Here is a 25,942-nt window from a genome sequence, read left to right as displayed (position 1 = left end):
CGACGATGACCGAAGTGACGCGGGAGCGGGTCCGGGAGGCCTACGCGGCCCTCGGCTCCGGCGACCGGGCACGGATCCTGGAGTACTACTCCGAGGACCTGCGCTGGCTGGTGCCGGGCAACCACCCCCTGGCCGGCTGGTACGAGAGCCTGGACGCCTTCCTGGAGCTGATGGGCCAGACCCACAAGCTCACGGGCGGCACCTTCCGGATGGACCTGGAGGCGGTGCTGGTCGGCGAGGACTGCTCGGCGGACGTGTGCCGCAACGTCGCCCTGCGGGCCGGCGCGGCCGAGGTGAGCGGATCCCCGTACGAGCGGATGGACTACCCGGTCTTCCACTTCATGCGGTGGCGGGAGGGCCGGATCGTCGAGGGCCGCGACGGGCTCTTCGGGGACTCGGCGACCGCCTTCAGCCAGTTCTGGGCGCCGTTCGCGCCGGACGGAACCCGCAGGGACCGATAGGGGATGAGCGCGATGGACGCACGACAGATCCTGCAGAAGTACTACGAGTACGCCAACGCCGGGGACTGGGACCGCTGGTGCGACCTGTTCGCCGACGACCAGGTCATGGACGAGCAGCTGGCCGGCCACATCGAGGGCCTGGAGGTGCTCCGCTCGATGATGAAGGGCATGGGGACGATGTACCGGGTCTTCCGCAACGAGCCCGTGCACTTCCTCGTCGACGGGGAGAAGGCCGCGGCCGTCTCCCACCTGACCGCGGTCAGCGCCTCCGGCGAGCCCATCGAGGCCGAGGTCATGAACTTCTTCCGGATCGTGGACGGAAAGATCGCCTACATGGCGAACTACCACGACACGGTCCCCTTCCAGGTGCTGAGCCAGGACTGAGGGGGCAGGGGTGAGCGTGGAAGAGTACGACTACATCGTCGTGGGATCGGGCACCGCGGGCAGCGTGCTGGCGAACCGGCTCTCCGAGGACCCGGACGTCTCCGTCCTCGTCCTGGAGGCGGGCGGGTCCCGGATCCCGCCGGAGGTGGACGACCCGTCCTCCTGGTACAAGCTCCTCGGCGGGCCCGTGGACTGGGGCTACACCAGCACACCGCAGCCCGGGCTCGACGGCCGCCGTACCTACGAGCCGCGCGGGAAGGCCCCCGGCGGCAGCAGCAACCTCTACATCATGATGCACATCCGCGGCCACGCCTCGGACTTCGACAACTGGGCCTACCAGGGCGCGGCCGGCTGGGCGTACGAGGACGTGCTCCCGTACTTCGCCCTGCTGGAGGGCCAGGAGGACGTCACGGCCGCCACCACCGGCACCCGCGGCCCGCAGCGGGTCACCAACGCCGGGCTGCACGGCCCCAACCCGGTCTCCCGCGCCTTCATCGACGCGGCCGTCGAGCTGGGGCACGAGGAGATCGCGGACTTCAACACCGACGGGCCCCGGCGCGGCCTCTTCGGCACCGGCTGGCACCACATCGACGTGGCCGACGGCCGCCGCCAGGGCGCCCTGGCCGCCTATCTGGAGCCCGCGCTCGACCGGCCGAACCTGACCCTGCGCACCAACGCGCAGAGCAGCCGGCTGCTCCTCGACGGGGACACCTGCACGGGCGTCGAGTACGTCCAGCTCCGGCCGCCCGCGGAGTTCGCCGGCCGGACCGTACGGGACGGCCGCAGCAGCACCCCCGCGCCCGGGCTGCACACCGTACGGGCCCGGCGCGAGGTGGTCGTGGCCGCCGGGGCGATCGAGTCGCCGAAGCTGCTGCTGCTCTCCGGCATCGGACAACCGGAGCAGCTGCGCGAGCACGGCATCGAGGTCACCGCGGCCCTGCCCGGGGTCGGCGAGAACTTCCACAACCACGTCCTGACCGGGCTGATGGCCGAGGTCACCCAGGAGCTCCCGCCGCCCGCGCAGAACCTCTCCGAGAGCGCTCTGTTCCTGTCCTCGCAGCCGGGTCTGCCCGCCCCCGACCTGCAGATCGCCTTCGTCCACGTCCCGTTCGACGTGATCGTCGGCAAGGACCACCCGAACACGGTGTCCATCCTGCCCGGTGTCGTACGCCCGGTCTCGCGCGGCTGGATCAGGCTGGCGAGCGCCGACCCGCTGGCCCACCCGCTGATCAACCCGAACTACCTCGGCGACCGGTGGGACCTGGAACGCATGGTGCAGGGCGTCAAGATCGCCCGGGAGATCTTCGCGACCTCGGCGTTCTCGCCCTGGTACAAGCAGGAGCTGCAGCCCGGCCCCGGATACACCGGCGACGACGACCTGCGGACCTTCGTGAAGCAGAAGTCGGAGAGCTACCACCACCAGGCCGGCTCCTGCCGCATGGGCATCGACGACCTCGCCGTCGTCGACCCCGAGCTGAGGGTGCACGGCGTGCGCAACCTGCGCGTCGTGGACGCCAGCGTGATGCCCGCCGTCCCGTCGGGCAACTGCCACACCGCCATCGCGATGATCGCCGAGCGCGCGGCGGACTTCCTGAGGGGGACCTCCCGTGCCTGATGCCGTCCTGCGCGAGGGCGCCCTGTCCGGGACCCGGATCGCGGTCCTGGTCGAGAGCGACTACTACGAGCCGGAGATCTTCTACTACCAGCACCGGTTCGCGGAGGAGGGCGCCGAGGTCGACTTCCTGACCCGGCTGTGGGGCAACGACTCCCTCACCTTCACCGGACACGAGTACCGGGCGCCGTTCACCGTGGACCGGTCCCTGGAGGGGCTGGACGACGAGGAGCTGCGCCGGTACGCGGCGATCATCGTGCCCTCGGGCATGGTGGCCGACCGGCTGCGCTACACCGAGGACGTGGACGTCCTGGCCCCGGCGACCGAGCTGCTGCGCCGGGCCTTCGAGGAGCCGACGGTCCTCAAGGGGATCATCTGCCACGGCATGTGGCTGGCGTCCTCCATCCCGGACAAGATCCGCGGCCGCAAGGTGGTCTGCCACAACAACCTGATCGGCGACGTCCGCAACATGGGCGGGGAGTACGTCGACGAGGACGTGGTGGTCGACGCGGACCTGGTCACCGGACGCACCGGAGCACACCACCACCTGTTCGCCCGCCGGATCATCGAGCTGATCTCGGCCGGGCGGGGCCGGGGGGCCGGCTGATGGCCGCCGGGCTGCGGTGGTCCCACGTAGGCCTGAACTGCACGGACCAGAAGACCACCGAGGACTTCTACACCCGGTACTTCGGCTTCTCCCGGGCCCGGGTGGTCGACCTGGGGGAGGCGCAGATCGTGTTCCTGCGCAAGGGGGACGCCTACCTGGAGCTCTTCGCGGCCGGCGGGACCGAACCGGCCCGCCGGGCGGACGACGACGGGCCGCAGGCCCCGGGCCGGATGCGCCACCTGGCGTTCCAGACCGACAGCGTGGACGCGTTCCTGGCCGAGCTGGGCGACGCGGCGGAAGTGACCCTGGGGCCGCTGGACTTCGACGACTTCATCTGCGGCTGGCGGACCGTGTGGGTCCGCGACCCCGACGGGGTGATCGTCGAAGTGAGCCAGGGATACGAGGACGACAGCACTCACGACAAAGACGGTGCATGACATGGCGGACGCCGTGAGCTTCTCCTTCTCCGACACCATCGCGGGCTACGTCGTCCGCTTCGACTCCGGTACGCGCCTGCTGCGGCTGAAGACCTCCGACGGCCGCGAGTTCGACGTCTCGCTGGCCGGCGACCCCAGCGCCGAGCTGGTCCGCAACCTGGACGAGCCCTACATCGACGCCTCCGGGCACATCGACGAGATGCTCTCGCCGGGCCGGTTCCTCTTCGTCTACGGCGTCCACTACCCCGAGCACGGCGGCCGCTTCGAAGCCAAGCGCCTGGTGTTCCTGGGCCGCGGCGCCGAGGACTACCGCTTCGAGGAGGGCAGCTGGTGGATCAAGCAGATCGAGTCGCTGGCCGACTTCTACAAGCGGGCGCAGTTCGGCGACGGCCCGGTGGACTTCACCGAGTACCGCACCGAGATCCGGCTCGGCGGCGACAAGACCGCCAGCCACGTCCAGGAGACCGACACGATCTCCCGCCTGGTCTACGGCATGGCCTCGGCCTACCTGCTGACCGGGAAGGACGAGTACCTGGAGGTCGCCGAGCGCGGCACCGAGTACCTGCGCAAGCACATGCGGGTCGTGGACGGCGAGGAGGACGTGGTCTTCTGGTACCACGGCATCAGCGTCGACGGGGACAGCGAGCGCAAGCTGTTCACCTCGGAGTTCTCCGACGACTACGACGCGATCCCGATGTACGAGCAGATCTACGCGCTGGCCGGCCCCGTCCAGACCTACCGGGTCACCGGCGACGTCCGGATCAAGAACGACGCGGACGCCACGATCCGGCTGTTCGACAAGTTCTTCTTCGACCCGGAGCAGGGCGGCTACTACTCCCACATCGACCCGATCCTCTTCAGCGCGGACCACGAGTCCCTCGGTGAGAACGCCGAGCGCAAGAACTGGAACTCGGTCGGCGACCACGCCCCCGCCTACCTGATCAACCTGTACCTGGCGACGGGCGACCAGAAGTACGCCGACTTCCTCGAGTACACCTTCGACACGATCGCGGACAGGTTCCCGGACTACAAGAACAGCCCGTTCGTCCAGGAGCGCTTCTTCCGCGACTGGTCGCACGACAAGGCGCACAGCTGGCAGCAGGACCGCGCGGTCGTCGGCCACAACCTGAAGATCGCCTGGAACCTGATGCGGATGAACTCGCTCAAGGCCAAGCCGGCGTACGAGGAGCTCGCCCGGAAGATCGGCGAGATCATGCCGGCCGTCGGCAGCGACGTGCAGCGCGGCGGCTGGTACGACGTGGTGGAGCGCGTGAAGCAGGACGACCAGGAGACGTATCGTTTCGCCTGGCACGACCGCAAGGCCTGGTGGCAGCAGGAGCAGGCGATCCTCGCCTACCTCATCCTGAACGGCACGGTCGGCGGCGACGCGAACCTGCGCGAGGCCCGGCAGGCGCAGGCCTTCTACAACACCTTCTTCCTCGACCACGACGAGGGAGCCGTCTACTTCAACGTCCTCGCCAGCGGGACGCCCTACCTGCTCGGCACCGAGCGGCTCAAGGGCAGCCACTCGATGTCCATGTACCACTCGGCGGAGCTCTGCTACCTCGCCGCCGTCTACAACAACCTGCTCATCAACGGCCGGGAGATGGACTTCCACTTCCAGCCCGACCCGACCGGCCTGCCCGACCGCATCCTGCGCGTCTCGCCCGACCTGCTGCCCGCCGGCTCGGTGCGCATCGCGTCCGTGGAGATCGACGAGAAGCCGTACACCGACTTCGACGCGGAGGCGCTCACCGTGCGCCTGCCCGACGTCGAGAGCCGCGTCAAGGTGAAGGTCCGGCTGCGGCCGACGGCCAAGAAGTAGCGCTCAACGGGGGGCGCCCCAACCAGAGGGGAAGGCAATGACTCTCAACGTCAAGGAACGCCGGAACAAGACGGGCACCGTGCTCGTGGCCACCGGCGAGATCAACAGCGAGACGTCCGGCACGCTGCTGAAGTCCCTGCTGCCGCTGGTCCGCGAGGGCAAGCCGCTGCGGATCGACCTCACGGCGGTGACCTACGTCTCCAGCGCGGGCCTGCGCACCCTGCTCGTCGTCTACCGCGAGGCCCAGCACGCCGGCGTGGCCGTCACCCTCTACGGGGTGAGCGAGGAAGTCCGGTTCGTCATGTCGGCCACCGGCTTCCTCGACTTCTTCGAGACCGGCGAGGCCGCCGCGGCCGCCGCCAAGGCCAAGGCCGCGCGATGAGCGAGACCCGGTCCGAGCAGGTCCTGCGCGTCGACGCGTACCCGACCCACGAGGTGGGCGGGTACCGCGTCCGCGCGGGCAAACCGTTCCCCTTCGGGGCCAACGTGGTCCCCGGCGGGGTCAGCTTCTCCGTCTTCTCCGACCAGGCCACCTCCATGACCCTGGTCATCTACAAGCGCGGAGAGCCCGAGCCGATGGCCGAACTGGAGTTCCCCCAGGAATTCCGTACCGGCAGCGTGTTCGCCATGACCGTCTTCGGCCTCGACCACGAGAACATCGAATACGGCTACCGGGCCGACGGCCCCTACGACCCGGTCACCGGCCACCGCTTCGACGCCCGCCAGGTCCTCTCCGACCCCTACGCCCGGCTGATCGCCGGCCGGGACGTGTGGGGCGTGGAGCCGGACTACAGCCGCGGCTACCAGTACCGCTCCCGCGTCTGCCTCCAGGACTTCGACTGGGGCGACGACACCCCGCTGGGCATCCCCGCCGAGGACCTCGTCGTCTACGAGGCCCACGTGCGCGGCTTCACCCGGCACCCCAACTCGGGCGTCACCGCGCCCGGCACGTTCGCCGGGCTGCGCGAGAAGATCCCGTACCTCAAGGAGCTCGGGGTCAACTGCATCGAACTGCTCCCCGTGTTCGAGTTCGACGAGAGCGACAACCCCCGCTCCAACCCGGAGACGGGCGAGAAGCTCTTCGACTACTGGGGCTACAACACCGTCTCCTTCTTCGCGCCCAAGGCCGGCTACGCGGCCACCGGACGCTACGGGATGCAGGGCGACGAGTTCCGCACCCTGATCAAGGACCTGCACGCGGCCGGCATCGAGGTCATCCTCGACGTCGTCTTCAACCACACCGCCGAGGGCAACGAGCAGGGGCCGACGATCTCCTTCAAGGGGCTCGACAACGCCACCTACTACATGCTCACGCCCGAGGGCTACTACTTCAACTTCAGCGGCACCGGGAACACGGTCAACTGCAACCACCCCGTCGTACGCAACTTCGTCCTCGACTGCCTGCGCCACTGGGTCGCCGACTACCACATCGACGGATTCCGCTTCGACCTCGCCGCCATCCTCGGCCGGTCCCCGGACGGCACCCCGCTGCCCAACCCGCCGCTCCTGGAACTGCTCGCCTACGACCCGGTCCTGCGCCACACCAAGCTCATCGCCGAGGCCTGGGACGCCGGCGGCCTCTACGAGGTCGGCAACTTCCCGGCGTACGGCCGCTGGGCGGAGTGGAACGGCAAGTACCGCGACACCGTGCGCCGCTTCCTCAAGGGCGACCCCGGGGTCACCGGCGAACTGGCCACCCGCCTCGCCGGCTCGCCCGACCTCTACTCCAGCCGCGGCACCGCCGCCTCGGTCAACTTCCTGACCGCGCACGACGGCTTCTCCCTCGCCGACCTGGTCTCCTACAACGACAAGCACAACGAGGCCAACGGCGAGGGCAACAACGACGGCGCCAACGACAACAACAGCTGGAACTGCGGTGCCGAGGGTCCCACCGACGACCCGGAGATCAACGCCCTGCGCATGCGGCAGATGAAGAACGCCCTCGCCATCCTCCTCACCAGCCAGGGCATCCCGATGCTGCTCTCCGGCGACGAGGTCGGCAGGACCCAGCAGGGCAACAACAACACCTACTGCCAGGACAACGAACTGTCCTGGTTCGACTGGGACCAGGTCGACGACAACGCCGAACTGCTCCGCTTCACCCGGCAGATGATCGCCTTCCGAAAGCGCCACCGCGAGCTGCGCTCCACCTCCCACCCCACCGGACGGGTCCGCGAACACCTCGGCCTGCCCGACATCAGCTGGCACGGGGAGCGGGCCTGGCAGCCCGACTGGTCGGCGGAGAGCCGGCTGGTGGCGGTGGCCCGCTGCGGCGCCGGCGACGACGACGTGGTGTACGTGGCCATGAACGCGCACTGGGAGTCGCACGACCTGGAACTCCCGGCCCTGCCCGGCGGACGCAGCTGGCACCTGTTCGCCGACACCGGCGCCGAGGCGCCGTACGACATCCACACCCCGGGGGCCGAGCCGGAGCTGGACAACGCCGGCAAGTACCTGATCGGCCCGCGGTCGGTGGTGATCCTCGTGGGCCGCACCAACGATCCCGACGCATCCGACACGCCCTGACCGAAGGAGACCTGACATGCCGCTTTCCGTGTCCCTGAGCATCGAGGGCGACACCACCGTGATCGACCTGTCGGGCGAGCTGGACGCCAAGACCGCGCCGGACTTCCACCGCACCATCGAGAAGGCCGCCGGCCACGGCACCACCACCGTCGAGATCAGGATGGCCGGCGTCGGCTACATGGCCAGCGCCGGACTGCGCTCCCTGGTCTTCGCCCAGCAGAAGATCGCGGACCACGTCACCATCAAGGTGGTCGGTGCCATCGAGCCCGTCTCCCGGACCATCCGGACGGCCGGCCTCGACCGCAGCATCGTCCTCTCCGATGAGTGACGACCATGAGTGACATGGTCGAGCTGGCGAGGACGCCCGTCGTACTGGAGGTGCCCGCGACGGTGCAGGCACTGGGCGACATCGCCGCGTTCGTCCTGCGGCTGGCCGGCCGGGCGGGGCTCGACAAGCGGGCCTCCTACCGGCTCCGGCTGGCCGTCGACGAACTGGCCACGAACATCGTGATGCACGGGTACCGGGGCGGCGACGGACGGATCACCGTCCGCGGCCGCTCCGGCCCGGGCGGGGTGCAGATCGCCATCGAGGACTCCGCCCCCGCCTTCGATCCCGTCGCGGGCCGCCTGCCGCCCTGCCCCGGGGTCCCCCCGCAGGACCGGCGGATCGGCGGCCTCGGCATCCACCTCGCCCTGACCAGCGTGGACGAGTTCGCCTATGCGCACAGGAACGGCCGCAACATCAGCACGCTGACTGTGAAGGCTGAGGGGACGGACCCATGCCCTCCACGACCGTGATCATCCTCGACGCGCACCCGGCACCGCCGCCCGAACTGCTCGACGCCCTGCGGACGATGGACGCCTCCCTCGTCACCCGCACGCTGACGGAGCTGCGCGAAGGCCCGCTGGAGCTGCTTCCCGTCGCGGACGTGCTGCTCGCCCCGGCCGAGTCCGACGGGGAGGCCGTACGGATGGCCGTACGCCGGCTGCGCCGCTGGGCCGGGGCCCCCATCGTGGTGGTCTGGACCGTGACGGAGTTCGCCTCCCTGGAGGAGCACGTCCGGATCGGGCACGACTACCTCGTCCCACCCTTCCTCCCCGCCCTCGTCGGGGCCCGGCTGCACAGCTGCTCGGAGCGCGCCGGACTCGGCCGCACCCTGCGCGAGGCCGACGCCCGCGCCGAACTCATGGGCTACGAGAAGGAACTGGAGATCGGCCGCGAGATCCAGGCGGGCTTCCTGCCCGAATCGCTGCCCGTCCCCGACGGCTGGGAGATCGACGTACGCTTCCGGCCCGCCCGGCAGGTCGCCGGGGACTTCTACGACGTCTTCGAGCTCTCCCGCGGCCGCCGCCTCGCCTTCGTCGTCGCCGACGTCTGCGACAAGGGGGTCGGCGCCGCACTCTTCATGGCGCTCATCCGCTCCCTGCTCCGCCACACCGCACAGAACAGCGGACTGCAGCACCTCGTCGCCGCCGGCCGGGCCGGCGGCAGCCGGCGGATCCCGGTCGTCGGTGCGACACCGCTGCTCAACGCGGTCACCGCCACCAACGGCTACCTCACCAGCAACCACCTGCGGCAGGGCTACTTCGCCACCCTGTTCTTCGGGGTGCTGGACCCGCTCACCGGCAGCCTCGTCTACATCAACGGCGGCCACAACCCGCCCCTGCTGCGACCCGCCGACGGCAGCCCGCCCGCGGCCCTGGACATCACCGGACCGGCCGTCGGGGTCCTGCCCGACTGCGTCTACACGCTCGGCTACGCCCAGCTGGACCCGGGCGACACCCTCTTCGTGTTCACCGACGGAGTGCCCGAGGCCCGCTGCCCGAACGGCAGCTTCCTCGGCGACGAACGCATGCTGGAACTGCTCGCCGGACCACTGGCGAGCGGCAAGGACCTGGTGGACCGGATGGACCTGGCGGTCCGCGAGCACACCGGCACCGCCGAGCAGCACGACGACGTCACCATGCTCGCCCTGCACCGCCCGCGTACGGCGCGGGGGCCGTACGCGGAGGGCCCCGGCCATCAGGTGGTGGCCTAGATGGCCCGCACCATCGTGGTGCACTCGCACCGCGGCGGGACGGGCAAGTCCTCGGTCCTGGCCAACCTCGCGCTGCTCATCGCGGCCGGGGGACGCCGGGTGGGGGTGGTGGACACCGACATCCAGTCACCCACCCTGGACCTGCTGTTCCGGCTCGGCCCCGGACCCTCCCTGGCCGACTACCTGCTCGGCCGCTGCGAGATCGAGGCCGCCGCCCAGCCGGCCGGCGTGCCCGGGCTGTACGTCGTACCGGCCCGGACCGGGACGGCGGCCCTGCGGGAGCTCATGGCCGGCGGCTACGACGTGGGCCTGCTGCCGGAGGGCTTCGACCGGCTGGCCGAGCACTACGCGCTGGACGTGCTGCTGCTGGACACCCACGCCGGGCTCAACAACGAGTCGGTGACTGCGATGGCGAGCGCCGACGTGCTGATGATCATGGCCCGGGCGGACCGGATCGACCTCTCCGGGGTCGAGGAGACGATCGCCCTCGCCGGGCGCCTGGCCTGCAGGCGGACCCTGGTGCTGAGCATGGCACCCGCCGGCATCGACCGTGAGTCGGCCCGGCGGCGCTCCGAGGAGGTCTACGGCGCACCCGTGGCCGGAATCCTCCCCTACTCGCCGGAAATGGCCTCCCTGTACGGGGAGCGCATATTTGCAGAAGCCCATCCCGACCACCCCCTGGTCGGTGAATTCCGCACCATCATCTCGGCGTTGGACGCACGTGACGAAGTATCGCGGGCCTGACGTCACCCCCTTACGCCCCCTGCGGGGGGCGTGTTGAATCGGCAGCGAATCCAGAACAAGGAGAGAATCATGAAGATTCTCGTCGTCATGACGGCCAAGGCGACCCTGCACCTGCTGGACGGCGAACAGCATCCCTCGGGATTCTGGGCGGAGGAATTCGTCGTTCCCTTCTCGCTCTTCAAGGCGGCCGGCCACGACGTGGACGTGGCGACGATCGCAGGCCGCGCCCCCACGGTCGACCGGACGAGCATCGACCCCCAATTCCTCCAGTGGGTCCGCCCCCAGGGTTCCCCCGACGAGGACGCGGCCAACGCCGCCGCATACGTCCGGGTCATCGAGAACACCCCCCAGCTCAAGGCCCCCCTGGCGCTGGAGTCCCTCACCGAGAAGGACGTCGCCGACTACGACGGCGTCTACGTCAGCGGCGGCCACGGCGCGATCGGCGACCTGCCCAAGTCCGACGAACTCGCCCAGATCCTGCGCTGGGTCATCGCCCAGGACAAGCCCCTCGCCACCGTCTGCCACGGCCACACCTCGCTCCTCGCGCTGCGCGACGGCGAAGGCCGCTGGCCGTTCGAGGGCTACCGGATGACGGCCTTCTCCCACGACGAGGAACTGGTCACCAACATGGCCGGCCGGCTCCCGCTGATCCTGGAGGTCGAGCTGACCCGCCTCGGCGCCCGCTACGAGAAGGCCGACGCGATCTGGGACTCGCACGTGGTCGTCGACCGCAAGCTGACCACCGGCCAGAACCCCTACTCCTCCAAGGCCCTCGCGGAGACGTTCTTAGCCCAGCTCGCGAAGGGCTAGGGGGCGTCCGGCGGACCAGGGCCGGGCCCCGATCCGCCGGACACCCCCTCCCCGCCCGATTCGCAACCGACACCGGAAGGCAGCCATGACCAAGCGTGAGCTGAGCGGCCCGCCCCTCGCCAACCCCGGGAAACTGTTCATCGGCGGCACATGGGTCCCGGCCCTGGACGGCCGGACCGAGCCGGACGTCAGCCCCGTGGACGGACAGGAGATCGTGCCCGTCGCCCAGGCCGCCGCGGCCGACGCGGACGCGGCCGTCGCCGCCGCCCGCACGGCGTACGAGGAAGGCCCGTGGAGCAGACTGTCCGCCCAGGAGCGGGCGCTGCGGCTGAACCGGGTCGGTGAGCTCATCGAGCGCGACCTGGAGGAGATCGCCCTGCTGGAGACCGTGGACATGGGCAAGCCGTTCGCCTTCTCCAGCACGGTCGACGCCCCCATGGCCGCCCAGCTCATGCACTACTACGCCGGGGCCGTGACCCGCGTCGACGGCTCCTCACGCGCCCCGGCCGGCGGCCAGCTCGCCTACACCCTGCGCGAACCGCTGGGCGTGGTCTGCGCGATCACCCCGTTCAACTTCCCGCTGCTGCTGTCGATGACGAAGATCGCACCGGCGCTGGCGGCGGGCAACACGGTCGTCCACAAGCCCTCCCCGGCCACCCCGCTCACCGCACTGAAGATCGCCGAGCTCTTCCAGGAGGCGGAGATCCCCGACGGGGTGCTGAACGTGGTCACCGGCCCCGGCGTGGAGCTGGGGGAGACGCTTACCGACCACCCCGGCATCGACAAGATCGCCTTCACGGGATCCACCGTCGTCGGCCAGTCGATCATCCGCAGGGCGGCCGGCACCCTGAAGAAGGTCACGATGGAACTCGGCGGCAAGTCGGCCAACATCGTCTTCGCCGACGCCGACCTCGACGCCGCCGAGGAGCTCGCCTTCTTCGGCATCTACTACAACAAGGGCGAGATCTGCACCGCCGGATCCCGGCTGCTGCTCCAGCGCCCCATCCACGACGAGCTGGTCGAACGCCTCGTCCGCCGGGCAGCAGCCCTCAGGCCCGGCGACCCGCGCGACCCGGCCACCCTCTTCGGGCCCCTCGCCCACCGCGGCCAGTTCGACAAGGTCAGCTCGTACATCGAGATCGGCGAGAAGGAGGGCGCGGTCCTGCGGACCGGCGGCACCGGCTGGACCCCCGAGGGAGCCTCCGCCGAGGGCCTGTACTTCCTGCCGACCGTCTTCACCGGCGTCGACAACGGGATGCGCATCGCCCAGGAGGAGATCTTCGGCCCCGTCCTGTCGATCATCCCCTTCGACACCGAGGAGGACGCCGTGCGCATCGCCAACGACAGCGCGTACGGCCTCGCCGCCGGCGTCCACACCAAGGACCTGCGCCGCGCCCACCGCGTCGCCTCGCAGATCAAGGCCGGCACGGTCTGGGTCAACTGCTACAACCAGTACGACCCCGCGGTGCCCTACGGCGGCTACAAGGCCTCCGGATTCGGACGCGAGTGCGGCCCGGAGTCCCTCGAGAGCTACACCCAGACCAAGTCGGTCTGGATCGGCATGGACTGAGCGGGCCCGGACCGTAGCCCGAACACCCTTTTCCCGAGGAGCGTCAATGCGGACAGGCATCATCGGCACCGGGCGGATCGGCACGGTCCTCGCCAGGATCCTCGTGGCGGCGGGCCACCAGGTGGTCCTCGCCAATGCCCGGGGCCCGCAGACCCTCGGCCCGCTCGTGGCCGAGCTGGGAGCGGCGGCCTCGGCGGCGCACCCCGCCGAGGNNCGCGCCCGCCGACCTCGGCGGGCGCGGCTCCAGCGACCTGGTCGCCGAGTGGTACCCGGACGCGCAGGTCGTGAAATCACTGAACACCATGCATTTCGAAACCCTCGCCGTCGCGGGAACCGCACCCGGAGAGCGCCTGGCACATTTCACCGCGGGCGACGACGGAAAAGCGAAGGAAATCGTCGCGGGAATCATCGCGGATCTCGGATTCGCACCCGTCGACACAGGCCCGCTGCACTCCGGGGGAATTCTCCAGCAGCCCGGCGGGCCCCTCTTCAACCGGCCGCTCACGGAAGCGCAGGCGCTGGCATGGATATCACACTGAACGTGAACGGAAGACCCGAGCAGTTCTCCGCGCAGCCGAACGAACTGCTCGTCGAACGGCTCCGCGACGGCCTCGGCCTGACCGGCACCAAGGTCGGCTGCGACACCGGCCAGTGCGGCTCCTGCGTGGTCCGCCTGGACGGCCGGTCCGTCAAGAGCTGCCTGGTCCTGACCGCCGCCGCGGCCGGCGCCGAGGTCGCCACCATCGAAGGCGTCACCACCCGCGGCGGGGAACTCTCCACCCTCCAGGAGGCCCTGCGCCAGGAGCACGGCACCCAGTGCGGCTTCTGCACCCCCGGCATGGTCATGGCCCTCGGCGAGCTCGTCGACGCCGCCGCCGACGGCCCGGCCCCCACCGAGCCCGAGATCCGCGAGTGGCTCACCGGCAACCTGTGCCGCTGCACCGGCTACCACAGCGTCGTACGGGGCGTGCAGCGCGCCTGCGCGGCCGGCCGCGACGAGGTGCCCGCCGGCTCCGCCGCATCCACCGCAGCCGCCACGGAGGTGTGAGGGACATGACCACAGTGACGGGGGAGGCCCCCGCCGACCGGGGCGCCGTGCTCGGGCAGCCGCTGGACAGCCGCGAGGACCCGCAACTGCTGCGCGGCGAGGCCACGTACGTGGCGGACATCGACCTGCCGGGCACCGCGCACATGGCCATCCTGGGCAGCCCGGTGGCCCACGCGCGGATCCTGTCCATCGAGACCAAGGCGGCCGAGCAGCTGCCCGGTGTGCTGAAGGTGGCCACCGCGGCCGACTTCGCCGACGTCATGCCGCTGCCCTGCATCTGGATCCCCGGCGGCGTCGAGAGCCACTTCCCGCCGCACCCCTACGGACTTCCCGGCGCCCGCCCGGTCCTGACCGGCGACACCGTCCGCCACGTCGGCGACCCCATCGCCGCGGTCGTCGCCGAGACCCCCCGCCAGGCCGCCGCCGCGCTGGCCGCCATCGCCGTCGAGTACGAGCCGCTGCCCGTCGTCACCCGCGCCGACGAGGCCCTCGCCGACGGCGCGCCCCAGCTCCACGAGGCCGTCCCGGGCAACCTCAACGCGTACTGGACCTGCGGCGACAAGGACCGCACCGACGCGGCCATCGCCGCCGCCGAGGTCACCGTCGAACTCGACCTGGTCAACCAGCGCACCATCAACAGCCCCATCGAACCGCGCGGCGCGGTCGGCGACTACGACCCGGCCACCGGCGAGTACACCCTCTACGCCTCCACCCAGGGCCCGCACAACCACCGCTTCCTGCTCTCCGCGCTGGTCCTCGGCATCCCCTTCAACAAGCTCCGGGTGATCGCCCCGACGGTCGGCGGCAGCTTCGGCACCAAGGGCTACCTGTACCCCGACATGCCCCTGGTCCTGCTGCTCTCCAAGGCGCTCGGACGGCCCGTGAAATGGGTGGACACCCGCACCGGGCTGATGAACTCCACCGTCCAGGGCCGCGACCACCGCCAGCACGTCACCCTCGCCGGCACCCGCGACGGCCGCATCACCGCCGTGCGCTGCACCAGCTACGCCAACCTCGGCGCGTACCCCTCGACGATCGGCCCCGGCGTCGCCACCGCCCTGATGGGCCGCTCCATCAGCGGCATGTACGACATCGACGCCGCCTTCTGCGAGGTGTACGCCGCCTTCACCAACACCGTGCCCCTCGGCGCGCAGCGCGGCAGCGGACGCGCCGAGGCCGCCTTCCTCATGGAGCGGCTCGTCGACCGCTACGCCGGCGAGATCGGCATGGACCCTGCGGAGGTACGGCGCAGGAACCTGGTGCCGAAGGAGAAGTTCCCCTACGACAACGGCCTCGGCTGGACCTACGACTCCGGGGACTACCGGCGGAACTTCGACAAGGCCCTCGAACTGTCCGGCTACGCCGACATGCCCGCCCGCAAGGCCGAGGCCCGCGCCCGCGGCAAACGCCTCGGCGTCGGCATCGCCACCTACGTCGCGATCTGCGGCGTCGGCCCCTCGACCCGGATGTCGCAGGAAGGCATGCTCGGCGGCACCTGGGAGAGCGCCAACATCCGCGTCCACCCCACCGGCGAGGTCACCGTCACCGTCGGCTCCGCCTCCACCGGCCAGAGCCACGGCACCGTCTTCGCGCAGGTCGCCGCGGACGAGCTCGGCATCGACCCCGCGACCGTCCAGGTCCACGAGGGCGACACGCAGAAGGCCCCCTACGGACAGGGCACCTACGGCTCCCGCTCCTACAGCATGGCCGCGCCCGCCGTGGCCCTCACCGCCCGCAAGCTCAAGGCCAAACTGGTCAAGGCCGGCGCCGTCTTCCTGGGCGTGCCCGAGGACAAGGTCGTCTACGAGGGCGGCGCGATCCACGAAGAGGGCAACCCGCAGAACACCAAGACCTTCGCCGAACTGGCCATGGCCATGTGGTACGGCTGGGGCCTGCCCCCGGAGATCGAACCGGCGCTGGACGAGACCACCCACTTCGACCCGCCGGACTTCAACTACCCCTTCGGCACGCACGTGGCCGTCGTCGAGATCGACGAACTGACCGGCGAGACCGAAGTGGTCGCCTACACCGCCGTCGACGACGCCGGGAACATCGGCAACCCGAAGATCGTCCAGGGGCAGATCGAGGGCAGCATCGTGCACGGCCTCGGCCAGGCCCTCATGGAGGCCGCCGAATACGACGAGAACGGCCGCCTGATCAGCGCCGACCTCGGCCACTACGCCCTGCCGCGCGCGGCCGACGTGCCGTTCTTCGCGCTCGACAAGACCGTCACGCCCAGCCCGCACAACCCGCTCGGCGCCAAGGGAGCGGGCGAGATCGCCACCGTCCCGCCCGCCGCCGCCGTCGTCAACGCCGTCGTCGACGCCCTCGGCGACCTGGGCGTCCGGCACATCGACATGCCGCTCACCCCCGAGAAGGTCTGGCGCCGCCTGAGAGGGGAAGCCCAGTGATCCTCACCGAGTTCGACTACGCCCGCCCCGCCGCCCTCGACGAGGCGCTGGCCCTCCTCTCCGCGACCCGCGGCGCCCGGGTCCTGGCCGGCGGCCAGAGCCTGCTGCCCGACCTGCGCACCGGAGCCGACAGCGCCCGCCTGCTCGTCGACATCCGGCAGCTGGCCGAGCTGCGCGGCTCCACCCGCACCCCGGACGGCCGCCACCTGCGCATCGGCGCCCTCACCACCCTCGCCGACCTCGCCGCCGACCCGCTGGTCCTCGCCGAAGCACCGGAACTGGCCGCCGCGGCCCGCGCCAACGGCGACCCGCAGGTCCGCAACCTCGGTACCGTCGGCGGCAACCTGGCGGCCGCCGGGCGCGCCACCGACCTGCCGGTCGCCGCCGTCGCCGCCGACGCCGTCGTCGAACTGGCCGGCCCCGGCGGGCGCACCGGCCTCCCGGCCGAGGAGTTCGCCGCCGGCGCCCCGCCCGCCGGCCAGATCCTCACCGCGCTGCTCGTGCCCGCGGCCGGCGCGGCCGCCGCCTTCGAGAAGTCCGCCGACCGCGCCACCCGCTACCCCGTCTGCGCCGCCGCCGTACGCATCACCCCCGACGGGCCGCGCATCGCCGTCACCGGGGCCACCCCCCGGCCCCTGCGCCTGCGCCGGGTCGAGGACCGGCTGCGCGGGGGCCCGTACGCCACCGAAGCCGTACTCGCCGCCTTCCGCGCCGAACCCCGGGAGCTGTTCGTCCCCGGGCGCGGCACCTCGGCCGAATACCTCGGCCACCTCGCGGGAGTCCTCACCGCCCGAGCGCTGCAGAGGGCCGAGCGGGCCCTCGCCTGACCGACCGACCGACAGGGCCCGCCCGGGGCCCCTCACGGGGGAGTTGAGTGAAGCAGTGGCCGAACCGTCCCGAACGACCGCGGGGTCGACCGCGCCGCCGGCCGCCCACGCGGCCGGCGCGCCGCCCGGAGGCTCAGGCTTCTGGGTGGTGGCCGCCGTCCTCGTCCTGCTGATGCTCTCCTCCTCCGTGCCCTCCGCCCTCTACGTGCTCTACCAGCAGGAGTGGGGCCTGTCCTCCGGCACGATCACAGTGGTCTTCGCCCTGTACGCGGTCACCGTGCTGGCCGGGCTGCTGCTCTTCGGATCCCTCTCCGACACCCTGGGCCGGCGCCCCGTCCTGGGCGCCGGACTGGTCCTGGCGATCGTCTCGATGGCGCTGTTCGCCGCAGCGCAGGGACTCGGACTGCTCCTCGCCGCCCGCGCCGTGCAGGGGCTCGCCGTGGGCCTCGCCACCGGCGCGATGGGCGCGGCCCTGCTGGAACTCGGCCCCGCCTCCCGGCCCGCCCTCGGCGCGCAGGTCAACAGCGCCGGACCGACCGTGGGCATCGGGCTCGGCGGGATCGGGGCCGGACTGCTCGTCCAGTACGCGCCCGCACCGACCGTCCTGAGCTATCTGCTGCTCATCGTGGCCTTCGCCGTCACCCTGGTGGGCGTCGCCCGCATGCGAGAGAGCGCTCCCGGCGCCGGCGGCCGGCTGCGGGTGGTCCCCCACCGGATCCGCGTGCCGGCGGGTGCCCGGGGCCGCTTCCTGGTCCTCGTCTCCACCATCGTGGCCGTCTGGTCCGTGGGCGGCTTCTACCTCTCCCTCGGCCCGCACCTGGCCCTGTCCCTGCTCCGGTCCACGAACTACCTCGTCGGCGGGGCCACGGTCGCGCTGCTCGCCGGCGCCGCCACCGCCGCCCAGCTGGTGCTCGGCCGCACCGCGGCGCTGCGCACCGCCGTGCTGGGGCTGCTCGGCCTGCTCGCCGGCCTGGCGCTGGTGCTGCTCTCGCTGGGCCTCGGCTCGGCCCCCGTCTTCCTGGTGGCCACGGCCGTCCTCGGGAGCGGCTGGGGAGCCGCCTTCCTCGGCTCCTTCCGGGCGCTGAGCGGGCTGGCCGAACCGGCCCACCGCGGTGAACTGACCGCCGCCGTATACGTCTTCGCGTACCTCGCGATGAGCGTGCCGGCCGTGCTCGCCGGGATGCTCACCAACATCCACGGGCTGCACCGCACCTCGGTCGGCTTCATGGCCGCCGTCGCCGCGGTGTGCGCGGGAGCCCTGCTGGCCACCCTGCGCCTGGCCGCCCGTACCAAGGCCGAGGGGAGCACCGTATGACCGCACCAGGCATGACCAGGGCGGAGCTGCGCACCGCCCTGCGCGGACTGGAGGTCTTCGCGGGGATCACCGAGGACCAGCTGGACTGGCTGGTCTCGGTGTCCCGGCCGCAGGTCCTCTCCGACGGGGAGGTGCTCTTCCGGGACGGCGAGGAGGCGACCGGCTTCCACGTGCTGCTCTCGGGCGGGCTCGTCGTCACCAAGGTCGTCGACGGCCGGGAGGAGGTCCTGACCCGGCATTCCACCGAGGAGGAGAGCGCCGCCTCCGAGGACCACGACGGCAAGCCGCCGGCCGCCCACCGGTTCACCGGTGAACTGCCGCTGCTGACGGACGGCGCGTACGTGGCCACCGCCGCCGCGAGCGGGCCGTCGACCACGGTCGTGGCATACCCGAAGGAGGTCTTCTTCGAGATGCTCACGCGCTGCCACGGGGTGGCCGCCGTACTGATCCCCGTCCTGGCGTGGCGCATCAAGTCCTCCGAGGTGCAGGCCCGCAAGCGGGCCACCGTGGAGGCGCTGGGCACGCTGGCCGCCGGGCTCGCGCACGAGCTCAACAATCCGGCGGCCGCGGTGGCCCGGGCCGCGCAGGAACTGGCGCCCGCCCTGGACCGGCTCACCCGGACCGCCCAGGACTGGGGCGCGGCCGCCACCGCCGCCGAGCGCTCGGTCCTCGACCGGCTCACCGGGGAACTGGACGCGCTGCCGCCGCCGGCCACCACCGATCCGCTGGCCCAGGCCGACGCGGAGGAGGAGATCGCCGACTGGGCCGAAGGGGCCGGCGCCGAGCGCTCCGGCCTGCTCGGCTCGGGCGTCTCCGACCTCGGCCTGGAACTGGGCTGGCTCCTGGAGCGGATCGAGGGCGTCGGCAAGGAGTCCCTCGCCCGAGCCCTGGACCACCTGGCGGCGCTGCTGGAGGTCCGCTCGCTCGCCGCCGAGCTGCGGGCGGCGGGTCCGAGGATCTCCCAACTCGTCTCCGCCACCCGGGATTACGCCAATCTCGACCGGGCGCCCGAACAGCGCTTCCCGGTGACCGAGGGACTGGAGAACACGCTGGTCGTGCTGCGTGCCAAGCTCGACGGCATCAGCATCGTGCGTGCGTACGAGCCGGACCTGCCCGAACTGACGGGCTACCCGAGTGAGTTGAACCAGGTGTGGACCAACCTGGTCGACAACGCCGTCGAGGCCATGGAGGGCGCCGGCGTGCTCACGCTGAGCGCCCGGTCCGAGGGCGTCTGCATGGTCGTGGAGGTCGCCGACACCGGCCGGGGCATCCCCGCGGAGTCCCTGCCGCGGATCTTCGAACCCTTCTACACGACCAAGGACGTGGGCAAGGGCACCGGTCTGGGCCTGCACCTCAGCTACCGCATCGTGACCCAGCGCCACCGCGGGTCGCTCACCGCCCGCTCGCGTCCCGGCGAGACCCGGATGGTCGTGCGGCTGCCCTTCGCGGGCAGCGCCCAGTCCTGCGTCTCACCTGCGCGAACACCCGATACCGCACTGGAAACCGCACCTGCCGAGGGCACCTCTTCCCGTTGAAACGGAGTCGACATGGCCAAGTACGACATCTCCAAGCTGCACCCGGTGTTCGTCCGCCAGATGGAGGCGCTGGCCGCCCTGGACATCGAGGCGGTGATGAAGAACTACACCGACGACGCGGTGCTGCTGCGCTTCGAGGGGGTCTCGGTGGGCATCGAGGCGGTTCGCGAGACGTTCACCGGCTATCTCACCGTGAAGCCCACGCTGGTGGAACTCCAGGAGTACATCGAGACCGAGGACACCATCTTCTACCGGGCGATCATGAACCTGAACGGCGAACCGGAGCACGCGTTCGGGACACTCGTGGTCCGCGATGGCCGAATCTGGCGCCAGACCGCCGGATTCGGCGGCTGAGACCGGAAATCTGGGTAGCGTGTGCGGGGAGAGCGGTTGAACGCGCTCTCCCCGTATGCGCGGCCCACGGTGCGCACGTCGGGAAACGGTAAAGGGGAGGTCATGGAAAATGAAACCGGGCGGGTCGAGGCATTCAGTGATGGTGTATTTGCCATCATTATTACGATCCTCGTCCTGGAATTAAAGGTTCCGGAAGAAACCGGGTCGGCCTTCTGGCACGGAGTCCGTGAACAATGGCCCCATTACGCCGCCTATGTGGTGAGCTTCCTCATCATCGGCGTGATGTGGGTGAACCACCACACCATCTTCAGTCACCTCAAGCGGGTGGACCGCCCTCTGTTGTTCCTGAACCTCATGGTGCTGATGGTGGTCTCGGTGATCCCGTACACCACCAACGTGCTCGCCGAGCACCTCATCGACGGCGGCGACGCCAACCCGGCCGCGGTCCTCTACAGCCTCGTCACCGTGGCCTACGCCTTGGCGTTCCTGCTGTTCTGGTGGTACGTGACCCGGGTGGGGCACCTCTTCCACGAACAGGTGGACAAGGCCGGCGCACGGGCCACCCGGATGCGTTTCGGCCTCGGCGCCATCGCCTACCCCTGCACGGTCGTCCTGGCCTTCTTCTCCGCACCTCTCACGCTTGTCGCACACTTCCTGATCGCGATCTACTATGCGGCGAACCAGATCCCCATCCCCCTCGTGGTAGAGGAAGAGCGGCTCGAATCTGCCAGCGACCTCAGGAAGTAGCCGCAGGGGCCTACGGCCGTTCTCGGCGGTCAAGTAGGGTATTGGATCTAGCTGGTCGCGGGGGAGGCCCAGATGGCTCGCGCAGTCCTGCCGGAGGATTCCGTCGAGGAAGTCTCCGAATTGATCGATGTCATGATCTCTCTTCTCTTTGAGTCCTTACCCCGGCGGGACCAGCGAAACTGGGCCCGCGTTTACCTGAACGGCCTCGTGCGGACCAACGGGAAGAAAACAATCCGTAACATCGCCGGAACCGGAGCCAGTTCGGTCGAGCAGAGCCTCCAGCAGTTCATCAGCAAGTCCCCCTGGGACTGGACGCCCGTACGGCGCTCCCTCGCCCAGCACCTCGAACGCACGGCCCAGCGCCCGCTGGCCTGGGTGCTCCAGCCCATGGTCATCGAGAAGGCCGGCGACCGCTCGGTCGGCGTCGGCCGGCAGTTCGTCCCCCAGCTCGGCCGCACCGCCAACTGCCAGCAGGCCGGCGGGATCTGGCTCGCCTCCAGCGAAGCCAGCTTCCCCGTCGAATGGACCCTCACCCTCCCCGGACCCTGGACCAGCGAGCTCATGCGCCGCCGACGGGCCGGCATCCCGGACACCGCCCGCTCCCTCACCCCCGCCCAGGACGCCGTGCACGCCGTCCAGCGGATGGCCGCCACCTGGCAACTCCAGCGCCGGCCCGTGGTGATGGAGGTCGCCAACTGCGACCTGGCCCAGAGCATCGACTCCTTCGCCCTCCAGGACATCCCGTTCGTCTTCAAGGTCGACGGCTCGCTGCCCGTCTCCTTCGGCGGTGCGGGCCGCCACAAACCCGGCCCGCACACCGCACCCGCACGCGAACTCATCGACTCCCTGCGCTCCCAGCGCCGCGTCGTCGAATGGACCCGGCACGGCCGCGCCGAGGGAGCGGTGACCCTGCTGACCTCGGCCCCGATCTTCGCGACCCCCTACGAGGACCGCCCCGCGCCCGCCTCGCCCACCCCGCTGCTGCTGTTCGGGGCCTGGACCGAAACGGCCCTGCTCCCCTCCGAGTTCTGGATCACCAACATAGGGGACCGGCCGCTCGCCCAGCTCTTCCTGCTCGCCAAACTCACCGACCGGGTCTCCCTGGACTTCACCGAGACCTGCGAACCGGTCGGGATCCGCGACTTCGAAGGACGCTCCTTCCGCGGCTGGCACCACCACGCCACCCTGGCCAGCGTCGCCCACGCAGCGAAACTGCTCGGCGCACGCCCGCACGCCCGCGACCGGTACCCCGGCCCCGCCCGCCCCGCACCCATGACCCGGCCGGCCGCGCTCGCGCCCCGGCCCGCCGCAGCCCGACCGGCCACCCCGGCCGTGCTGCCGCCGCACCCGCACCTGCCCGGACAGACCCCGCGCCGCGAATACATCCGCTGATGCTCGACATCGCCGAGGAGCTACGCGCGTGGTGCGCCGCCCGCCGGGAATTCGCACTGGCCACCGTGGTCGCCGTCAGCGGCAGCGCGCCGCGCGGCCCCGGAGCCTCGCTCGCCGTCGACGACCGGGGCACCGCACTCGGCTCCATCTCCGGGGGCTGCGTGGAATCCGCCGTCCACGAGCTCTGCCTCGACGCGATCGCCTCGGGCCGGGGCGGCCTGCACCGCTTCGGCTACAGCGACGACGACGCCTTCGCCGTCGGCCTGACCTGCGGCGGAGTCCTCGACGTCCTGGTCACCCCGGTGCGCGGCAGCGACCCGGTGCGGCCCGTGCTCGGCTCGGTCCTCGACGCCGCCGCCGACGGCACCCGGGCCGCGCTCGCCCGAGTGGTGTCCGGCCCGCCGCGCCAGCTCGGCCGGGCGCTCGCCGTCCACGCCGACGGCTCCTACGAGGGCGGGCTCGCCGGCGGCACCGCCCTCGACCGGGCAGCCGCCGGCCGGGCCCGGGCCCTGCTCCTCGCCGGGCGCACCGGCACCACCGAGCTCTCCGCCGCCGGCGGGCCCTGCGGGGAGCCCCTGACGCTGCTCGTCGAGTCCGCCGCCGAACCTCCCCGGCTGCTCGTCTACGGGGCGATCGACTTCGCCGCCGCCCTGGCCCGGATCGGCGCCTTCCTCGGCCACCGTGTCACCGTGTGCGACGCCCGGGCCGTCTTCGCCACCCCCGCGCGCTTCCCCGACGCCCACGAGGTGGTCGTCGACTGGCCGCACCGCCATCTGGCCGCACAGTGGGAGGCGGGCCGGCTGGACGCCCGTACCGCCGTCTGCGTCCTCACCCACGACGCGAAATTCGACGTACCGCTGCTGGAGCTGGCCCTGCGGCTGCCGCTGGGCTACGTCGGCGCCATGGGCTCGCGGCGCACCCACGCGGAACGCCTCGGACGGCTGCGCGACGAAGGGGTGACGGACTCCGCCCTGGCCCGGCTGCGCTCACCCATCGGCCTCGACCTCGGCGGCGCCACCCCCGAGGAGACCGCCCTGGCCATCGCCGCCGAGTTCACGGCCTTCCGGCACGGCGGAACCGCGCTCCCGCTGACCGGCGGCGCGGCCCCCATCCACCGAAGACCGGTACCCGCCCCCGCCACGCGCCGCGCGGCCCCGGCCGCCCTCAGCCCGCCCCGCCCGTGACGTGCTCCACGACGCGGTGGAATTCGGCGGTCGGGGAGAAATCGACGTACTCCGTGTCGGCGAGCGCCACGGGGACGTGCCCGGGGCCCCAGTAGAAGGCCTGCCCCTCCTCGTAGACCTCCTCCCCGTCGGCGGTCCGCATCAACAGCCGGCCCTTGAGGAGGTAGCCCCAGTGCGGGCACGGGCACATGTCGCCGGGAAGCCCCTTGAGGGCCTCCGTGAGATCGGTGCCCTGCGGGAGCCGGAAGAATCCGACGGTGAGGTCGCCGCCGAGCTCCCGGACCCGCACCTCCAGCCCGTCGCCCTCCATCGCCACGGGTGCCTCGTCCCGCGTCGTCGCCGCCATGGGTCCTCCAGCGCTGCTCGGCCCGGACGCCCCGGGACCTGTCCCGACCCTTCCACTGTGGCCCGGACGGGTGCATCCTGCCCCTCAGGGAACGGGCGGCCGCACCCCCGCGGGACCAAGGTCCCGTAGGAACCCACAACGCGGGCCCGCACTGCCTTGGACGATCGGCCCGGGCGGTGTGAAGGCCAGGTCGTGGGAGAATGAAGTACGTGCGTTTCCTCGGCTGCACCCCCTGTCGAGGTACCTCCGATTGACTGGGATGTTCAGCACGTGCGTTTCCTCAATGACCTGAAGCCGCCGTACGACCTGACGTACGACGATGTGTTCATGGTGCCGAGCCGCTCCGCGGTCGGTTCCCGCCAGGGCGTCGACCTCTCCTCGCCCGACGGGACCGGCACCACCATTCCCCTGGTCGTGGCGAACATGACCGCGATCGCCGGCCGCCGGATGGCCGAGACCGTCGCCCGCCGCGGCGGCATCGTCGTCATCCCCCAGGACATTCCGATCGAGGTCGTCACCGACGTCATCTCCTGGGTGAAGACCCGCCACCTCGTGCTCGACACCCCGATCACGCTGGCGCCCACCCAGACCGTCGCGGACGCACTGTCCCTGCTGCCCAAGCGCGCCCACGGCGCCGGCGTCGTCGTCGACGACGAGGGCCGCCCGGTCGGCGTCGTCACCGAGCACGACCTGAGCGGCGTCGACCGCTTCACCCAGCTCTCCGAGGTCATGTCGAAGGAGCTGCTGCTCATCGACGCCGACATCGACCCCCGCGAGGCCTTCAACCAGCTCGACGCCGGCCACCGCAAGCTGGCCCCGGCCGTCGACAAGGACGGCAAGCTCGTCGGCATCCTCACCCGCAAGGGCGCCCTGCGCGCGACCCTCTACACCCCGGCCACCGACGCCGACGGCAAGCTGCGCATCGCGGCCGCCATCGGCATCAACGGCGACTTCGTGGCCAAGGCCAAGCAGCTCCTCGACGCGGGCGTGGACACGCTCGTCATCGACACGGCCCACGGCCACCAGGAGTCGATGATCAACGCGATCAAGGCCGTCCGCGCCCTGGACCCGCAGGTCCCGATCGTGGCCGGCAACATCGTCGCCGCCGAGGGCGTCAAGGACCTCATCGACGCCGGCGCGGACATCATCAAGGTCGGTGTGGGCCCCGGCGCCATGTGCACCACCCGCATGATGACCGGCGTGGGCCGCCCGCAGTTCTCCGCGGTGCTGGAGTGCGCCGCGGAGGCCAAGAAGTACGGCAAGCACGTCTGGGCCGACGGCGGCGTCCGCCACCCGCGCGACGTGGCGATGGCGCTGGCCGCCGGCGCCTCCAACGTCATGATCGGCTCCTGGTTCGCCGGTACGTACGAGTCCCCGGGCGACCTCCAGCAGTCCGCCGAGGGCCGCCTCTACAAGGAGTCCTTCGGCATGGCCTCCGCCCGCGCGGTGCAGAACCGCACGAGCGAGGAGTCGGCCTACGACCGCGCCCGCAAGGGCCTGTTCGAGGAGGGCATCTCCACCTCGCGCATGTTCCTCGACCCGGCCCGCCCGGGCGTCGAGGACCTGATCGACTCGATCATCGCGGGCGTCCGCTCCTCCTGTACCTACGCCGGTGCCGGCTCCCTCGCGGAGTTCGAGGAGAAGGCCGTGGTCGGCATCCAGTCCGCCGCGGGCTACGCCGAGGGCAAGCCGCTGCACGCCAGCTGGAACTAGCCTCTCGGGGGACACCCTTCCCGCGGCCCCCGGGCTCCGTCCACCACGGACGGGC

Annotated in this window: 26 protein-coding genes and 1 pseudogene; 26 read left to right on the top strand and 1 reads right to left on the bottom strand. The window is 71.2% G+C overall.

Features of this window, described 5'->3' with window-relative positions:
• Positions 1 to 5 precede the first annotated feature (5 nt).
• The 25 genes and pseudogenes from AVW11_RS18460 to AVW11_RS18345 all read left to right on the top strand — a co-directional run bounded on the left by AVW11_RS18460 (position 6) and on the right by AVW11_RS18345 (position 23,828).
• Positions 6 to 461, top strand: coding sequence for a nuclear transport factor 2 family protein (locus AVW11_RS18460; protein ID WP_030841468.1), 456 nt, complete (start codon positions 6 to 8; stop codon positions 459 to 461).
• 12 nt (positions 462 to 473) lie between these two features.
• Positions 474 to 845 carry a nuclear transport factor 2 family protein gene (locus AVW11_RS18455; RefSeq protein ID WP_030656295.1) on the top strand — a complete coding sequence of 124 codons (372 nt, stop codon included), beginning with the start codon at positions 474 to 476 and terminating at the stop codon, positions 843 to 845.
• Between the two features lie 10 nt (positions 846 to 855).
• Positions 856 to 2,460, top strand: coding sequence for a GMC family oxidoreductase (locus AVW11_RS18450; protein ID WP_030841465.1), 1,605 nt, complete (start codon positions 856 to 858; stop codon positions 2,458 to 2,460).
• Complete coding sequence (locus AVW11_RS18445) at positions 2,453 to 3,064, top strand: DJ-1/PfpI family protein (RefSeq protein WP_030841463.1); 612 nt, start codon at positions 2,453 to 2,455, stop codon at positions 3,062 to 3,064. Before AVW11_RS18450 ends, AVW11_RS18445 begins: the two co-directional genes overlap by 8 nt.
• Complete coding sequence (locus AVW11_RS18440; protein WP_060178487.1) at positions 3,064 to 3,501, top strand: VOC family protein; 438 nt, start codon at positions 3,064 to 3,066, stop codon at positions 3,499 to 3,501. The genes AVW11_RS18445 and AVW11_RS18440 overlap by 1 nt, the downstream gene beginning before the upstream one ends.
• 1 nt (position 3,502) lies before the next feature.
• Positions 3,503 to 5,326, top strand: coding sequence for an AGE family epimerase/isomerase (locus AVW11_RS18435; protein ID WP_030841459.1), 1,824 nt, complete (start codon positions 3,503 to 3,505; stop codon positions 5,324 to 5,326).
• 37 nt (positions 5,327 to 5,363) lie between these two features.
• Positions 5,364 to 5,708 carry an STAS domain-containing protein gene (locus AVW11_RS18430; protein WP_030841457.1) on the top strand — a complete coding sequence of 115 codons (345 nt, stop codon included), beginning with the start codon at positions 5,364 to 5,366 and terminating at the stop codon, positions 5,706 to 5,708.
• Complete coding sequence (gene glgX / locus AVW11_RS18425; RefSeq protein WP_030841455.1) at positions 5,705 to 7,852, top strand: glycogen debranching protein GlgX; 2,148 nt, start codon at positions 5,705 to 5,707, stop codon at positions 7,850 to 7,852. The genes AVW11_RS18430 and glgX overlap by 4 nt, the downstream gene beginning before the upstream one ends.
• A gap of 16 nt (positions 7,853 to 7,868) precedes the next feature.
• Positions 7,869 to 8,180, top strand: coding sequence for an STAS domain-containing protein (locus AVW11_RS18420; protein WP_030841453.1), 312 nt, complete (start codon positions 7,869 to 7,871; stop codon positions 8,178 to 8,180).
• Between the two features lie 5 nt (positions 8,181 to 8,185).
• Entirely contained in the window at positions 8,186 to 8,650 is a 465-nt protein-coding gene (locus AVW11_RS18415) for an ATP-binding protein (protein WP_234330906.1), read from the top strand.
• The gene (locus AVW11_RS18410) at positions 8,632 to 9,891 is read left to right on the top strand and encodes a PP2C family protein-serine/threonine phosphatase (protein WP_060178486.1); all 1,260 of its coding nucleotides are present in this window, start codon (positions 8,632 to 8,634) and stop codon (positions 9,889 to 9,891) included. The genes AVW11_RS18415 and AVW11_RS18410 overlap by 19 nt, the downstream gene beginning before the upstream one ends.
• Positions 9,892 to 10,635 carry a MinD/ParA family ATP-binding protein gene (locus tag AVW11_RS18405; RefSeq protein WP_030841446.1) on the top strand — a complete coding sequence of 248 codons (744 nt, stop codon included), beginning with the start codon at positions 9,892 to 9,894 and terminating at the stop codon, positions 10,633 to 10,635.
• A 69-nt stretch (positions 10,636 to 10,704) separates the two neighbouring features.
• Positions 10,705 to 11,445 carry a type 1 glutamine amidotransferase domain-containing protein gene (locus AVW11_RS18400; RefSeq protein WP_060178485.1) on the top strand — a complete coding sequence of 247 codons (741 nt, stop codon included), beginning with the start codon at positions 10,705 to 10,707 and terminating at the stop codon, positions 11,443 to 11,445.
• 85 nt (positions 11,446 to 11,530) lie between these two features.
• The gene (locus AVW11_RS18395) at positions 11,531 to 13,015 is read left to right on the top strand and encodes an aldehyde dehydrogenase family protein (RefSeq protein WP_030841440.1); all 1,485 of its coding nucleotides are present in this window, start codon (positions 11,531 to 11,533) and stop codon (positions 13,013 to 13,015) included.
• A gap of 46 nt (positions 13,016 to 13,061) precedes the next feature.
• Positions 13,062 to 13,157: pseudogene (locus AVW11_RS38460) on the top strand (NAD(P)-binding domain-containing protein); the annotation flags it as partial.
• 142 nt (positions 13,158 to 13,299) lie between these two features.
• Positions 13,300 to 13,554 (top strand): NAD(P)-binding domain-containing protein, encoded by a 255-nt coding sequence (locus AVW11_RS38455; RefSeq protein WP_240528210.1) that lies wholly within the window; start codon positions 13,300 to 13,302, stop codon positions 13,552 to 13,554.
• Entirely contained in the window at positions 13,539 to 14,063 is a 525-nt protein-coding gene (locus AVW11_RS18385; RefSeq protein ID WP_076044783.1) for a (2Fe-2S)-binding protein, read from the top strand. Before AVW11_RS38455 ends, AVW11_RS18385 begins: the two co-directional genes overlap by 16 nt.
• A gap of 5 nt (positions 14,064 to 14,068) precedes the next feature.
• On the top strand, positions 14,069 to 16,474 hold the full coding sequence (locus tag AVW11_RS18380; protein WP_076044781.1) for a xanthine dehydrogenase family protein molybdopterin-binding subunit: 2,406 nt from the start codon (positions 14,069 to 14,071) through the stop codon (positions 16,472 to 16,474).
• Positions 16,471 to 17,301 carry an FAD binding domain-containing protein gene (locus AVW11_RS37430; protein ID WP_060178483.1) on the top strand — a complete coding sequence of 277 codons (831 nt, stop codon included), beginning with the start codon at positions 16,471 to 16,473 and terminating at the stop codon, positions 17,299 to 17,301. The genes AVW11_RS18380 and AVW11_RS37430 overlap by 4 nt, the downstream gene beginning before the upstream one ends.
• 55 nt (positions 17,302 to 17,356) lie before the next feature.
• The gene (locus AVW11_RS18370; protein ID WP_079250673.1) at positions 17,357 to 18,616 is read left to right on the top strand and encodes an MFS transporter; all 1,260 of its coding nucleotides are present in this window, start codon (positions 17,357 to 17,359) and stop codon (positions 18,614 to 18,616) included.
• The gene (locus tag AVW11_RS18365) at positions 18,613 to 20,151 is read left to right on the top strand and encodes an ATP-binding protein (protein ID WP_051699607.1); all 1,539 of its coding nucleotides are present in this window, start codon (positions 18,613 to 18,615) and stop codon (positions 20,149 to 20,151) included. The genes AVW11_RS18370 and AVW11_RS18365 overlap by 4 nt, the downstream gene beginning before the upstream one ends.
• Before the next feature lie 12 nt (positions 20,152 to 20,163).
• Positions 20,164 to 20,505: a nuclear transport factor 2 family protein gene (locus tag AVW11_RS18360; protein WP_030656331.1), complete on the top strand. Its 342-nt coding sequence runs from the start codon at positions 20,164 to 20,166 to the stop codon at positions 20,503 to 20,505.
• Between the two features lie 36 nt (positions 20,506 to 20,541).
• A complete protein-coding gene (locus AVW11_RS18355; protein ID WP_225884662.1) occupies positions 20,542 to 21,252 on the top strand; it encodes a TMEM175 family protein in 711 nt (236 codons plus the stop codon).
• Between the two features lie 72 nt (positions 21,253 to 21,324).
• Positions 21,325 to 22,644, top strand: coding sequence for an IS701 family transposase (locus tag AVW11_RS18350; RefSeq protein WP_076044778.1), 1,320 nt, complete (start codon positions 21,325 to 21,327; stop codon positions 22,642 to 22,644).
• The gene (locus AVW11_RS18345) at positions 22,644 to 23,828 is read left to right on the top strand and encodes an XdhC family protein (RefSeq protein WP_060178480.1); all 1,185 of its coding nucleotides are present in this window, start codon (positions 22,644 to 22,646) and stop codon (positions 23,826 to 23,828) included. The genes AVW11_RS18350 and AVW11_RS18345 overlap by 1 nt, the downstream gene beginning before the upstream one ends.
• On the opposite strand, the gene AVW11_RS18340 is transcribed toward AVW11_RS18345, so the two are convergent.
• Positions 23,809 to 24,174 carry a cupin domain-containing protein gene (locus AVW11_RS18340; RefSeq protein WP_030841409.1) on the bottom strand — a complete coding sequence of 122 codons (366 nt, stop codon included), beginning with the start codon at positions 24,172 to 24,174 and terminating at the stop codon, positions 23,809 to 23,811. The genes AVW11_RS18345 and AVW11_RS18340 overlap by 20 nt on opposite strands.
• Positions 24,175 to 24,423: 249 nt before the next feature.
• On the opposite strand from AVW11_RS18340, the gene AVW11_RS18335 reads away from it, so the two are divergent.
• Positions 24,424 to 25,887 carry a GuaB1 family IMP dehydrogenase-related protein gene (locus tag AVW11_RS18335; RefSeq protein ID WP_051699603.1) on the top strand — a complete coding sequence of 488 codons (1,464 nt, stop codon included), beginning with the start codon at positions 24,424 to 24,426 and terminating at the stop codon, positions 25,885 to 25,887.
• Positions 25,888 to 25,942 lie beyond the last annotated feature (55 nt).

The organism is Streptomyces amritsarensis (assembly GCF_001953875.1).
Taxonomy (GTDB): Bacteria; Actinomycetota; Actinomycetes; order Streptomycetales; family Streptomycetaceae; genus Streptomyces; species Streptomyces amritsarensis.
The sequence above is the reverse complement of the archived record's forward strand: the minus strand, read 5'-3'. Positions and strand labels throughout refer to the sequence as shown.